This is a genomic window from Polynucleobacter sp. 31A-FELB (assembly GCF_018882405.1).
In the GTDB taxonomy this organism is placed as follows: domain Bacteria; phylum Pseudomonadota; class Gammaproteobacteria; order Burkholderiales; family Burkholderiaceae; genus Polynucleobacter.
In genome coordinates this window covers 42,581-54,459 of sequence record NZ_JACVOO010000014.1, presented here as the reverse complement: position 1 = coordinate 54,459, position 11,879 = coordinate 42,581, and the positions used below count along the sequence as shown (strand labels likewise).

At 46.4% G+C, this 11,879-nt stretch carries 14 protein-coding genes; 4 read left to right on the top strand and 10 right to left on the bottom strand.

The window, feature by feature from the left end; translation table 11 throughout:
* Window positions 1–194 (top strand): IS3 family transposase (locus tag ICN30_RS09005; protein WP_216274976.1); only part of this gene is annotated, 194 nt, incomplete at its 5' end.
* Between the two features lie 214 nt (window positions 195–408).
* Here ICN30_RS09005 and ICN30_RS09000 read toward each other — a convergent pair.
* Together ICN30_RS09000 and ICN30_RS08995 are read right to left on the bottom strand one after the other, a co-directional pair.
* The gene (locus tag ICN30_RS09000; protein ID WP_216274975.1) at window positions 409–690 is read right to left on the bottom strand and encodes a type II toxin-antitoxin system YafQ family toxin; all 282 of its coding nucleotides are present in this window, start codon (window positions 688–690) and stop codon (window positions 409–411) included.
* Window positions 677–940: a type II toxin-antitoxin system RelB/DinJ family antitoxin gene (locus ICN30_RS08995; protein WP_216274974.1), complete on the bottom strand. Its 264-nt coding sequence runs from the start codon at window positions 938–940 to the stop codon at window positions 677–679. Before ICN30_RS08995 ends, ICN30_RS09000 begins: the two co-directional genes overlap by 14 nt.
* Before the next feature lie 104 nt (window positions 941–1,044).
* Between ICN30_RS08995 and nadA the strand changes: the two genes are divergently transcribed.
* Window positions 1,045–2,163: a quinolinate synthase NadA gene (nadA, locus tag ICN30_RS08990; protein ID WP_216274973.1), complete on the top strand. Its 1,119-nt coding sequence runs from the start codon at window positions 1,045–1,047 to the stop codon at window positions 2,161–2,163.
* Window positions 2,164–2,210: 47 nt separating this feature from the next.
* Window positions 2,211–3,065, top strand: a complete 855-nt coding sequence (gene nadC, locus ICN30_RS08985) for a carboxylating nicotinate-nucleotide diphosphorylase (protein WP_216274972.1) — start codon at window positions 2,211–2,213, stop codon at window positions 3,063–3,065.
* 154 nt (window positions 3,066–3,219) lie between these two features.
* Here nadC and ICN30_RS08980 read toward each other — a convergent pair whose 3' ends face one another.
* Complete coding sequence (locus tag ICN30_RS08980; RefSeq protein ID WP_216274971.1) at window positions 3,220–3,558, bottom strand: DNA-binding transcriptional regulator; 339 nt, start codon at window positions 3,556–3,558, stop codon at window positions 3,220–3,222.
* Window positions 3,536–3,916 (bottom strand): type II toxin-antitoxin system RelE/ParE family toxin, encoded by a 381-nt coding sequence (locus tag ICN30_RS08975; protein ID WP_255533191.1) that lies wholly within the window; start codon window positions 3,914–3,916, stop codon window positions 3,536–3,538. The genes ICN30_RS08980 and ICN30_RS08975 overlap by 23 nt, the downstream gene beginning before the upstream one ends.
* 144 nt (window positions 3,917–4,060) lie before the next feature.
* On the opposite strand from ICN30_RS08975, the gene ICN30_RS08970 reads away from it, so the two are divergent.
* On the top strand, window positions 4,061–4,333 hold the full coding sequence (locus tag ICN30_RS08970) for a BrnA antitoxin family protein (protein ID WP_255533190.1): 273 nt from the start codon (window positions 4,061–4,063) through the stop codon (window positions 4,331–4,333).
* A gap of 4 nt (window positions 4,334–4,337) precedes the next feature.
* On the opposite strand, the gene nadB is transcribed toward ICN30_RS08970, so the two are convergent.
* From nadB to ICN30_RS08940, 6 genes are all read right to left on the bottom strand, one after another.
* Window positions 4,338–5,999 carry an L-aspartate oxidase gene (gene nadB / locus ICN30_RS08965; RefSeq protein WP_216229312.1) on the bottom strand — a complete coding sequence of 554 codons (1,662 nt, stop codon included), beginning with the start codon at window positions 5,997–5,999 and terminating at the stop codon, window positions 4,338–4,340.
* 49 nt (window positions 6,000–6,048) lie between these two features.
* Window positions 6,049–6,240: a hypothetical protein gene (locus ICN30_RS11775; protein WP_370626625.1), complete on the bottom strand. Its 192-nt coding sequence runs from the start codon at window positions 6,238–6,240 to the stop codon at window positions 6,049–6,051.
* A 38-nt stretch (window positions 6,241–6,278) separates the two neighbouring features.
* Window positions 6,279–6,620 carry an endoribonuclease MazF gene (mazF, locus tag ICN30_RS08955; RefSeq protein ID WP_215377490.1) on the bottom strand — a complete coding sequence of 114 codons (342 nt, stop codon included), beginning with the start codon at window positions 6,618–6,620 and terminating at the stop codon, window positions 6,279–6,281.
* Window positions 6,620–6,862 carry a PbsX family transcriptional regulator gene (locus ICN30_RS08950; protein WP_216229309.1) on the bottom strand — a complete coding sequence of 81 codons (243 nt, stop codon included), beginning with the start codon at window positions 6,860–6,862 and terminating at the stop codon, window positions 6,620–6,622. The genes mazF and ICN30_RS08950 overlap by 1 nt, the downstream gene beginning before the upstream one ends.
* Before the next feature lie 113 nt (window positions 6,863–6,975).
* Complete coding sequence (gene fdhF, locus ICN30_RS08945; protein WP_216274965.1) at window positions 6,976–9,870, bottom strand: formate dehydrogenase subunit alpha; 2,895 nt, start codon at window positions 9,868–9,870, stop codon at window positions 6,976–6,978.
* A 37-nt stretch (window positions 9,871–9,907) separates the two neighbouring features.
* A complete protein-coding gene (locus ICN30_RS08940) occupies window positions 9,908–11,710 on the bottom strand; it encodes an NAD(P)H-dependent oxidoreductase subunit E (RefSeq protein WP_216274964.1) in 1,803 nt (600 codons plus the stop codon).
* Window positions 11,711–11,879 lie beyond the last annotated feature (169 nt).

The following is an 11,879-nucleotide window of genomic DNA, read 5'->3' as shown; positions in this document are numbered from 1 at the left end:
TCGAGAGCTTTTTCCAACTACTCAAGCGGGAGCGGATCAAACGTAAAACCTATGCCAGCAGAGCAAAAGCAAGAGAAGATATCTTTGATTACATCGAAATGTTTTACAACCCGGTTAGACGCCATAGCTACAACAATGGGCTTTCTCCGGTAAGATTTGAACAGCAGTACCAAGCGAGGTTGGGAAGTGTCTAGGATATTGGTAGCGATTCACTGTAAACAGTCACCATGGTTGCTAATGATGATAGGAAGCAACTCGCAATCCAAATCTTGGCTGGAATATCCTTCCGCCCCCAAAATAAACCTAGCAGTAATAGGCCACAAAAAATACTGACGGCGCTATAGAACAGGAAGACGGATTGAATTGTAAAAAATGACATAACTTATTCTAATGGTGATGTCAGTATGCCTACAAACTTAACTCGCTATGTGAGCCCAGTCTTGTGAGTATGAGTATTTCTGGGTTGGGCTTCGCATACATGAGAAGTAGATCGGGCCTGATGTGACAATCTCGAAAATCTTTCCACTGCCCTATTAAGGCATGATCAAAATAACGCGCCGGCAATTCAAGATCACCAACCAAGAGATTAACCACCTCAATCAATTCTGATGCCAACTGAGATTTGTATCTCCCTTTTATTTCTCGTTTGTAGTCTTTTTTAAATTGAGTGATGCACTCAATCCTCCTCATTCAGATCCTTTAATAAGCCCTTTACCGATCCAAATGACATTAGCCGTCGCTCCCTCGCCTCTCTCATTGCCGCTATAGTCGTTACATTTGGGACCAAGGGCTCAAACGGGAGTGACTTTTCAACCGCCACCCGTGTCAACATCATCCTCAATGCATCTGACACAGTTAAACCCATTGCCTCTAACACTAGGCTCGCCTCATTCTTAATGTCCTCATCTATCCGAGCTCGCACCACTGAATTTGCAGCCATATATGCCCTCTTGATCTCTTATTATTTATGTAGCTACATTGTAGCTACAATTATTACCGGAAACAAGCTCATTAAATCCATGATTAAGAGGGCTAAAATTGCGCATGACCTCAACACCCATTGCCTTTGACTATCCCCAGCAGAATGCTGCTGGCGCAACCTGCACTGCCCAAGCCTGGGCCAAAACACCCCCACAACTGCATGGAGCTGAAAAAGCTGCTGTCATTGCCCGCATCAAGCAATTGCTGATTGAGAAAGATGCTGCATTAGTGGCTCACTACTATGTAGACGGGGATATTCAAGATTTGGCTTTATCAACCGGTGGCTTTGTAGCCGACTCTTTAGAGATGGCACGCTTTGGTAAGAATCACTCTGCCAAGAATTTAATCGTAGCTGGCGTGCGCTTTATGGGGGAGTCTGCCAAGATTCTGAGTCCTGATAAACGCGTGTTTATGCCGGATCTGGAAGCAACCTGCTCACTGGATTTAGGTTGCGACGCTAAGGACTTTGCAGCATTTAGAGCTTTGCATCCCAATCGCACTGTAGTTGTCTATGCCAATACCAGCGCTGCTGTTAAAGCCCAAGCTGATTGGATGGTAACGAGCTCTTGTGCTTTAGCGATCGTGCATCAACTCAAAGTTGAGGGCAAGAAAATTCTGTGGGCGCCCGATCGTCATTTAGGTCGCTACATTCAAGAGCAGACTGGCGCTGATATGTTGCTCTGGAATGGTGCCTGCATTGTTCATGATGAATTTAAGGCGGTTGAATTAGAAATGTTGATTGCCGCACATCCCAATGCCATGGTTTTGGTTCACCCAGAATCGCCGCAAGCAGTGGTGGATTTAGCAGATGTAGTTGGCTCCACATCAGCAATGATTAAAGCTGTAGTTGAAGGCTCTGCCACTGAATATATTGTGGCGACTGATAATGGCATCTTGCATCGTATGCGCCAATTGGCACCCAATAAGAAACTTATTGAAGCCCCTACCGCCGGCAACAGCGCTACCTGCAAGAGCTGTGCGCACTGCCCTTGGATGGCCATGAATGGCGTGCAAGGGATCTTGGATTGTCTTGAGAATGCCTCTGGTGAAATCTTTATCGAGGAAGATGTACGGGTTAAGGCACTAGGCTGCGTTGAACGCATGCTGGACTTCACCCAGAATCACCCTGACCTGCTTGCCAAAGCCCAGCATGGCTTTGTAAAAAATATTGGTGCGGCTTAATTGCTTATTTTGTATTTTGTTTTTTCTTAATTTAGATCGATTCATTCATGTTTGAGTACAACGAGACTTTAGAACAAGCCCGTCAACGCAATATTGCTGATGCGCTAATGGAAGATGTTGGTAAGTGCGATTGGACTGCGCAATTAGTTCCTAGCAAACCCGTTCATGCCCAATTAATTGTTCGTGAGCAGGCTGTGCTGTGTGGGGTAGATTGGTTTGAGGGCACTCTTAAGAAATTAGATCCCGCAGCAAAAGTGACTTGGCACTACCTAGAGGGCGACTTAATGAAGCCCGATACCAAAGTTTGCGATATTGAGGCCAACTCTCGCGCCCTTCTCTCTGCTGAGCGCCCTTGCATTAACTTCTTGCAAACACTCTCTTGGACAGCGAGCATTGCACGTCAACACGTTGATGCGATTGCAGGTGTAAGTCCTAATCCAAAGGGTTGCGCAGTGCTCGACACTCGCAAAACGATTCCTGGCTTACGTCAGGCTCAGAAATACGCAGTCCGTGTGGGTGGCGGTCAAAACCAACGTCTTGCACTATGGCATGGCATCTTAATTAAAGAGAATCACATCGCTGCCGCAGGTGGTGTTGCTGCTGCAGTCAAAGCTGCGCAGGCATTGAATTCTGGGGTGGATATTCAAGTGGAAGTAGAAAGTCTTGCTGAATTGAAAGAAGCTTTGGATGCCGGCGCAAAGAGCGTCTTAATTGATAACTTCACTACCGACCAAATGAAAGAAGCCGTTGCCTTTACCAATGGTCGCGCTTTATTAGAAGCTTCTGGTGGTATTGACTTAGATCAGATGCGAGCGATTGCCGCAACTGGCGTTGATCGCATTTCTCTTGGAAAGCTGACTAAAGATGTTAAGGCTGTGGATTTCTCGATGAGGATTCTATAACGATGAGCACTCAACCCAAACATGTCACAGCAATCAATGGCAATATATTTCTAGACCTTGGGTTTTTACCTGAAGAGGCATCGACTCTTCAAGCCGAATCCAATCAAATTATTTCCGAAAAACTCGCCCTAATAAATGAGTTGATGATCAAGACTCATAAAAGCACGGACTGAATTCCCTTCATATCAATAATTTGCAATAATTTTGCCGCAGCACCACTTGGATGCTTTCCAGAGCCGGCAGACTCCCATTTCTGAACAGTCGAAACACTGACGTTGAGCAATGCGGCAAAAATTGATTGGCTCATTTTTGCTCGATGAATCCTAAGATCGGCTACCTTTTTTGGCGTAAAAACTGGTGGCTTCTCTATGCAAAGCGCTTTCATCTTCACGAGGTCATGCTTCGTCAACAGACCATGATCATCCAAGGCCAAAGCCATTTCAAGCAATTCATCCAAAACTCGTTTTTCTTCAGTAATCATTTTCTTGCTCATTGCAATTTAACTCCTTTAATGTCCCCAAACAGGCTAACTCTCGTAGTGTTTTTATGTCTGCTGCCTCAAAAGATCTGGCAATAATCCCTGCTGCCTCCTGCTCCCTCTCCGTAAAATCTGACCCAGGACTGCTTTTCTCTCTACCAACAATAAATACAATTGCATCTTTATTTTTCTTTGCCACTATCGTACGAATGCCTCCGCTTTTCCCTTGCCCAGCGATAGGAACCCTTTTCTTGCAAATGCCATCACCCAAGTCGGCCTCATAAATACCCAGATCAATCTCTCTTGCTGCATTGCATAGTGCGCTAGTTGCAACTATCTTTTTAGCCCACCGATCAAATGTTTTTGTTTTCATGACTATTTTCATCGTCAAAATTCTAATCTATTGCACTAAGTGCTATAACATTGTAGTTGACAATGGATTGGGGTTGTTCAACCTCTAATATTTGTATATACAATAATTAGAAATAATTGCTAATCACGAATGTCGGGGCTGGAATTGAATAGGAAAAATCAAAATTCGCAGGAAGATTGGGTTGACCCAGACGACGCACCAGAAGCGGATGAAGAATGGTTTAGGGATGCTCATGTCTATGTTGGAGACACGCTTATCAAAAGAGGTGTTGGTAGACCTCCCATTAAAAATACTAAAGAAATGCTGAGTCTAAGAATGGACTTTGATGTGCTCGAGAAACTGCGCGCAAGCGGCAAAGGCTGGCAAACTCGCCTAAACAAATATATTAAAGATGCTGTCTTGAAAGGCGATCTGTAATTTTTCAGGTCTCAGGATTTTCTGAAGTGCCTTCAGCCTGAGGCGTCAGAATAGTCGGATAAGAAACCGCCCAAGTTCCTGGGTAATCACGGCTGTAATGCAAGCCCCTGCTCTCTCTGCGCATCAGGGCTGACCTGACAATCAACTCTGCACATTCCAACAGGTTGCGCAGCTCAATGAGGTCGCGAGTTACTTTAAAGTTGGCGTAATACTCTTGCACCTCATATCTTAGGAGTTTGATGCGGTGTAATGCACGCTCTAAGCGTCGATTGGTTCTCACAATACCAACGTAATTCCACATTAATGAACGTAACTCATCCCAGTTATGGGCAATCACCACCTGCTCGTCAGCATCTTCTACTTGACTCTCATCCCAGAGCGGAAGTTTTGGCATTACTGGGGTTTTTAGCGAGGAGATATCTACTGCTGCTGCCTTACCAATCACCACACACTCTAATAAGGAGTTGCTTGCCAATCGATTCGCACCATGAAGCCCTGTATAAGTCGCCTCACCTACGGCATATAAGCCTGGTAAATCCGTTTTTCCTTTGAGATCTGTCACCACACCGCCACAGGTGTAATGCGCTGCAGGCACGACCGGTATGGGTTCTTTTGTGATATCCAGACCCAGAGTCATGCAACGCGCGTAAATCATCGGGAAATGTTCTTTAATGAATGCTTCACCCAGATGGGTGGCATCCAAATGCACGTAATCTAAACCGTGCTTCTTCATCTCAAAGTCGATGGCTCGGGCAACAATGTCACGCGGAGCTAACTCATTGCGCTCATCATGCTCAGGCATAAAACGAGTGCCGTTTGGTAGCTTGAGTAAGCCGCCCTCGCCCCGCATTGCTTCGGTAATCAGAAAGGTGCGATCACTGGGGTGATACAAGCATGTCGGATGAAACTGAATAAATTCCATATTACCGACACGGCAACCTGCACGCCAAGCCATAGCAATGCCATCGCCAGTAGCAGTATCAGGGTTGCTGGTGTAGCGATAGACCTTACCGACACCACCAGTGGCCAACACCACTGACTTAGCTTCAATTGTTTCTACGCGATTATTCTTAATATCTAGGGCATACACACCATAGCAACGATTGGATTTGGTGCGCTGCGTCTTCGCATCTAAGTGGCGATTGGTAATCAGATCTAAAGCAATCCAGTGCTCCAAGATTTGAATATTTTTATGTGCCCTAGCTTTATCCAAAAGAACCTCATGGATGGCTTTACCAGTGGCATCAGCAGCATGCGCAATGCGACGGTGACTATGGCCACCCTCACGTGTTAAATGCAAACCCATTGGCCCTGACTCATCAGCGGTAAACGGTACACCTTGCTCAACCAACCAACGAATAGCTTCAGCACTTTCTTCGGCAATATAACGGGCGGTTGACTCCACCACGAGGCCTGCACCTGCATCTAAGGTGTCAGCCACATGAGAATCAATACTGTCATGCTCTTTATCCACCACCCCCACAATGCCACCTTGTGCCCACGCTGTCGCCGCTTCACCAAGGCCACGCTTGGCCATGAGAATCACCGGCTGGGATTCGGCCATATGGAGCGCTACGGTTAGACCAGCTAAGCCTGCGCCAATGATGAGAACGGGAAGCTCTGCTTTGGTATCAGCTTGAGGTGTTGAGGGTTTTGAACTAGCCATGGAGGGTTAATTCTAAAGGGCAATAGGATTCTTGGTATTTTTGATCCAATTAATCAGTCGTTCGAGGGACAAAAGGTATAAATCCCTTATCTTTAACCTCGCTAAGCGATGCCAAACACTCAGCCACAAAGCTGGTTGGTAATTCTGGGTTATCTATACATGCCTTACCCAGTCTTACCCAAAAATTGACTTGCTGATCAATAGCATGCTGATTGCCCTCCTTGCGAAGCAATGTCAGCATATGTCCACTTAAATTTAAATGAATTAATCGCAACATATTTACGTTATTGAAAGAAGTGCTTTAGCTTTACTTCGCACCTCAGCAAGAGCAAATGTACTGACTGCACCCTTATATTTGGCTTTTCGAGTTTTCCAATCTAGAGATTTAACTTGATCAGAAAGAATCGCGGATTGAATGCCATCAATTTCCACCAGAACTTCAAATGGATAGCCCTTAATTTTTGTAGTCAAGGGGCAACAAATCATCAAATTTGTTTTTTTGTTATACGCCTCTGGCGTTAAAACCACGGCGGGACGTCGCCCCGCTTGCTCATGCCCAGCTTGAGGATCAAACTCTAACCAAACAATATCCCCTGCATTTGGAATATAAGTCTTAGCCATCAGAGTAATTCTTTACCTACGGGCACACCAAAATCATTTTCATGATGAATATTTTTCGCAGTTATCCCAGCAAGCAATTCATCGAGCTGGTATTCCTTCTGAACAATCGGCTCAATAACGATTCGACCTCTCTGTACCTTAACCGAAACAATCTGATCAATATTCAAGTGGGCAGACTTCATGACAGCAGTATTTAGACGCAACGCAGGACTGTTGCCCCACTTTTTAATAATAGTTTGCATAGATGCCCTCTTTGTTTCAAATGTATCTACATTGTATCTACACTTGTGCAGATGGTCAAACCTCAAGATAAAAACCCCACCTTAAAGGTGGGGTTTGGTTGAAGCGCCATCCTTTACGAAACCGATGTAACTTTCTGCCTCTTAGGATCATTGGTGCCGTAACCCATTACTGGGGCAGCTTGACCGCCTTTAGCAAGCTTGACGGCGCAGTACTTAAACTCTGGAATCTTGCCAAACGGATCTAGGGCAGAGTTGGTGATTAAGTTAGCTGCAGCTTCATAGTAGGCAAACGGAATAAAGATTACGCCACGCGGAGTGCCGTCATCTCTACGTACGTGGATGCCTACCTCACCACGACGTGATTGAACCGTAATAACATCACCAGCAGAAACACCTAACTGGGTCATGTCTTCGCCATTCATGGAGACAGTCGCCATCGGCTCAATTGCATCCAAGACAGTTGCACGGCGAGTCATACTGCCGGTATGCCAATGCTCTAACTGACGACCCGTAATCAATACAAATGGATACTCTGCATCTGGACGCTCATTCGCAGGAATGATATCGGCAGGCACCAACTTCACCCTGCCATCTGTCGTAGCAAATTTGTCATCAAATACGATTGGACGACCTGGGTCTTCTGCAGACAAGCATGGGTATGTCACGCTAGATTCTTTTTCTAGACGCGCCCAAGTGATGCCGTTAATGGCTGCATGCATTGCTTGACGCATTTCGTCATAGACTTCTGCAACACCATCATCCAGTCCTTGGTAGTTCCAATTGAGGCCCATGCGTTTCGCAATTTGCTGAATGATCCACAGATCAGGCTTGGCATCTCCCGGAGGATTAATCGCCTTCTTACCCATCTGTACCATACGATCCGTATTGCTTGCAGTACCGACTTTCTCTGGCCATGCGCTTGCTGGCAATACTACGTCAGCCAAGAGCGCAGTCTCAGTCATGAAGATGTCCTGGACAACCAAGAGATCCAAGGACGCCAAAGCGTGACGTGCATGATTCAAATCAGGGTCGCTCATCGCAGGGTTCTCGCCCTCAACATACATACCGCGAATCTTGTCTGGATCACTATCCGGCGCAGTGATCTTGTGCATGATCTCTACTACGGTGTAACCAGGCTTCTTATCTAATGGGGTATCCCAGAACTTCTCAAACCAGGCATGCGCTTCTGGATTATCAACACGTTGATAGTTCGGGAACATCATCGGAATCAATCCTGCATCACTAGCACCTTGAACGTTATTTTGTCCGCGCAGTGGATGCAAGCCAGAGCCAGGCTTACCAATTTGACCGGTGATACTGACCAAGGCAATTAAGCAACGGGCATTATCGGTACCGTGAACGTGTTGGCTCACACCCATACCCCACAAAATCATTGCTGACTTTGTAGTAGCAAACTCACGCGCTACTTCACGCAAAGTCTCTGCTGGAATACCGCAGAGTGGCGCCATTGCTTCAGGGCTATAGCCTTTGATATTTTCTTTAAGCGCTTCGAAATTATTAGAGCGGTTCTTGATGAAGTCTTTATCAACTAAACCCTCTTCAATGATCGTATAGATCATGGCATTGAGCATCGCCACATCAGTGTCTGGCTTGAACTGCATCGTGCGCCAAGCATGTTTACTGATCTCGGTTTTGCGTGGGTCGCAGAGAACAATTTTTGCACCGCGTTTAGCGGCATTCTTAAACCAAGTAGCTGCCACCGGATGATTGGCGGTTGGATTGGATCCAATCAACATGATCAAGCTGGAATGCTCAACATCATTTACTTGATTGCTTACCGCCCCCGAACCAACGCCCTCTAATAGCGCAGCAACAGAAGATGCATGGCAAAGACGGGTGCAATGGTCAACGTTATTGCTACCAAAACCTGTACGTACGAGTTTTTGGAATAAGTAAGCCTCTTCATTGCTGCCCTTGGCGGAGCCAAAACCAGCTAAGACCTTATTGCCGTATTGATCTTTGAGCTTCTTCAAGCCGCCGCCAGCTACTTCAAGCGCTTCTTCCCAAGTTGCTTCACGGAAGATGTCAGACCAATCTTGCTTGCCTTCGAGTAAGGCCTCATCTTTAGCAACGCCAGCCTTACGAATCAGTGGCTTAGTTAAGCGCTGTGGATTATGGATATAGTCCATACCAAAGCGGCCTTTAACGCAAAGACGATTGTGGTTGGCTGGGCCATCACGGCCTTCAACGCTAACAATCTTTTCATCTTTTACGTTGTAAGTAATTTGGCAACCGACGCCGCAGAAAGGACATACTGAATCTACTTTACGATCTACAGTTTGTGAGCCAATTAAGCCTTTAGGCATCAATGCACCTGTTGGGCAAGCCTGCACACATTCGCCACAAGCAACACAGGTACTATCACCCATTGGGTCATTGAGGTCAAAAACGATTTCACTATGAGCGCCACGCATTGCGTAGCCGATCACATCGTTGACCTGCTCTTCACGACAAGCGCGCACGCAACGATTACATTGAATACATGCATCTAAGTTCACCGCCATTGCTGGATGAGAAATGTCATTACTGACTTTGTCACGGCGCAATGCTTTGAGCTCTGGTCGAACTGTCACATCCATGCGTGCTGCCCAGGTGCTTAATTCGCCATGTTGATTTTTTTGCTCTTCTTCCTTGCTGTCTCCTACCCACTTAAAGCCCTCGTCTGGCATGTCTGATAACAACATCTCCAACACGAGCTTTTGACTCTTCAATGCACGTTCGCTATTGGCCTTGACATCCATTCCTGGAGTCGCGCTACGACAGCAGCTTGGTGCCAATGTACGTTCGCCATTAATCTCTACAACGCAAGCACGGCAGTTACCGTCAGGACGATAACCATCTTTGAAACACAGATGCGGAATATCAATACCATGGCGTTTAGCAGCTTTGAGAATCGTCTCACCTTCGTAAGATACGATGGTTTGCCCGTCTAGCTTGAACTCAACGGTTTGCAATTCAAGTTCTTTAGGATTTACTGGTGCGTTCATATTTGTCTCGTTTTTCCCTTAGTTTTTTTGTTGCTGATTAAGCAACCTCTTCTGGGAAATATTTAGCAATACAGCGAATGGGGTTTGGTGCGGCTTGACCTAGACCACAAATAGAAGCATCAACCATCACGGTTGCCAGGTCCTCTAGCGTGTCTTTATCCCAAGACTTGGACTGCATTAGCTTGGCAGCTTTGCTAGTGCCCACACGACATGGCGTGCATTGGCCACAACTCTCATGCTCAAAGAAGTGCATCACATTAAGAGCCATATCGCGCGCCTTGTCTTTGTCACCAAAGACCATGACTGCAGCAGAACCAATAAAGCAACCGTAAGGCTGCAAGGTATCGAAGTCGAGTGGAATGTCATTCATTGTTGCTGGCAAGATACCGCCGGATGCGCCACCAGGTAGGTAGCCATAGAACTTGTGGCCATCTTGCATGCCACCGCAGTACTCATCAATTAATTCCTGAATAGTGATGCCAGCAGGAGCCAGCTTCACACCCGGGTTTTTGACTCGGCCGCTGACGCTGTAGCTACGCAAGCCTTTGCGATCATGGCGTCCAAAAGAGCTGAACCACTCTGGACCACGCTGAACAATATCGCGCACCCAATAAAGAGTTTCAAAGTTATGCTCTAGCGTTGGACGACCAAACAATCCTACTTGTGCGATGTATGGAGGACGCATACGCGGTTCGCCGCGCTTGCCTTCAATACTTTCAATCATGGCAGACTCTTCGCCACAAATGTAAGCACCAGCACCACGACGCAACTCGATCGATGGCAATTGAAATGGGGGATTTGCTGTGAGCTTAGCTAATTCAGCTTCGAGCAATTCACGGCAACCATGGTACTCATCGCGCAAGTAAATGTAGCAAGCATCAATACCTACGACACTAGCCGCAATCAATAAACCTTCTAAGAAGCGATGAGGATCACGCTCTAAATACGTACGATCTTTAAAAGTACCCGGCTCACCTTCGTCAATGTTCACGGCCATCAACTTCGGAGCAACTTGATCTTTCACAATGCGCCACTTACGCCCTGCTGGGAAACCGGCACCACCAAGACCACGAAGACCCGAGTTTTCCATTGCCTTGATGATGCTTTCAGCATCTTTCTTACCTTCAGCAATTTCTTTGGCTAAGGCATATCCACCTTGTTTCCGATAGGACTCGTAACCCACATAGTCTGGAGACAGTGCTTGATTTTCACCTTGAGGTGATATGCCCTTTTCAGCCAAGGCTGCAGGATCAAAATTGGCGCTGTCCTTAGCCATGGGCTGAGTAGTCAGATTATTTTTGACAGCAGCACTCACCTTGTCGGTAGTCGCAAACAGCACTGGGTACTGATGCACCACTGCTACTGGAGCTTGCTCACAACGACCCACGCAGGGTGCGGCAACTACTTTGACATTGGGGTTGCCCAAAATGGCTGGCAACTTAGCCAAGAGGTTTTGCGCGCCCGCCAACTCACAAGCAATACCGTCGCATACGCGCACAGTAATATCAGCAACAGGATCATTGCCACGCACCACTTCAAAGTGATGATAGAAGGTGGCAACTTCATAGACTTCAGCCATCGGCAAATTCATTTCTTTTGCGAGGGCAACTAAATGACGATCATGCAAAGCACGGTATTCATCATTGAGCTTATGTAAATTTTCAATCAGTAAATCACGACGATGAGGAGCGGCACCAATTAACTGGCGAACCTCTGCCAAGGACGCATCATCTGCTTGGCGTCCTTTAAGCTTACTTTTGCGACGAATGGTTTCCCTTAAATCATCCGCAGTTGCCACAGCAACAGCCTTGATCTCTCCGGAGGGTTTTGGGTGATTCATAGTATTTGTCTCTAATTTCTAGTCGCAATAATGATGCTGTTTTTATGTATTCAATGCTTTGCTTAAGAATGTCCGAAACAGCGAGAAATGATTTGCCTCGCTATATATAGGAAATTCCCAAAATCACAGACGATTTTGGGTTATTTCTGCACTCAAGTCCTTGACGGAG

What these genes read in the sequence shown, in the direction of transcription:
- ICN30_RS08995 (WP_216274974.1), bottom strand. Translation starts at nt 940, where the DNA reads ATGGCTGCAAATTCAGTGGTGCGAGCTCGGATAGATGAGGACATTAAG.
- mazF (WP_215377490.1), bottom strand. Translation starts at nt 6,620, where the DNA reads ATGGCTAAGACTTATATTCCAAATGCAGGGGATATTGTTTGGTTAGAG.
- ICN30_RS08940 (WP_216274964.1), bottom strand. Translation starts at nt 11,710, where the DNA reads ATGAATCACCCAAAACCCTCCGGAGAGATCAAGGCTGTTGCTGTGGCA.
- ICN30_RS09000 (WP_216274975.1), bottom strand. Translation starts at nt 690, where the DNA reads ATGAGGAGGATTGAGTGCATCACTCAATTTAAAAAAGACTACAAACGA.
- nadC (WP_216274972.1), top strand. Translation starts at nt 2,211, where the DNA reads ATGTTTGAGTACAACGAGACTTTAGAACAAGCCCGTCAACGCAATATT.
- ICN30_RS08950 (WP_216229309.1), bottom strand. Translation starts at nt 6,862, where the DNA reads ATGCAAACTATTATTAAAAAGTGGGGCAACAGTCCTGCGTTGCGTCTA.
- nadB (WP_216229312.1), bottom strand. Translation starts at nt 5,999, where the DNA reads ATGGCTAGTTCAAAACCCTCAACACCTCAAGCTGATACCAAAGCAGAG.
- fdhF (WP_216274965.1), bottom strand. Translation starts at nt 9,870, where the DNA reads ATGAACGCACCAGTAAATCCTAAAGAACTTGAATTGCAAACCGTTGAG.
- ICN30_RS11775 (WP_370626625.1), bottom strand. Translation starts at nt 6,240, where the DNA reads ATGCTGACATTGCTTCGCAAGGAGGGCAATCAGCATGCTATTGATCAG.
- ICN30_RS08980 (WP_216274971.1), bottom strand. Translation starts at nt 3,558, where the DNA reads ATGAGCAAGAAAATGATTACTGAAGAAAAACGAGTTTTGGATGAATTG.
- nadA (WP_216274973.1), top strand. Translation starts at nt 1,045, where the DNA reads ATGACCTCAACACCCATTGCCTTTGACTATCCCCAGCAGAATGCTGCT.
- ICN30_RS08975 (WP_255533191.1), bottom strand. Translation starts at nt 3,916, where the DNA reads ATGAAAACAAAAACATTTGATCGGTGGGCTAAAAAGATAGTTGCAACT.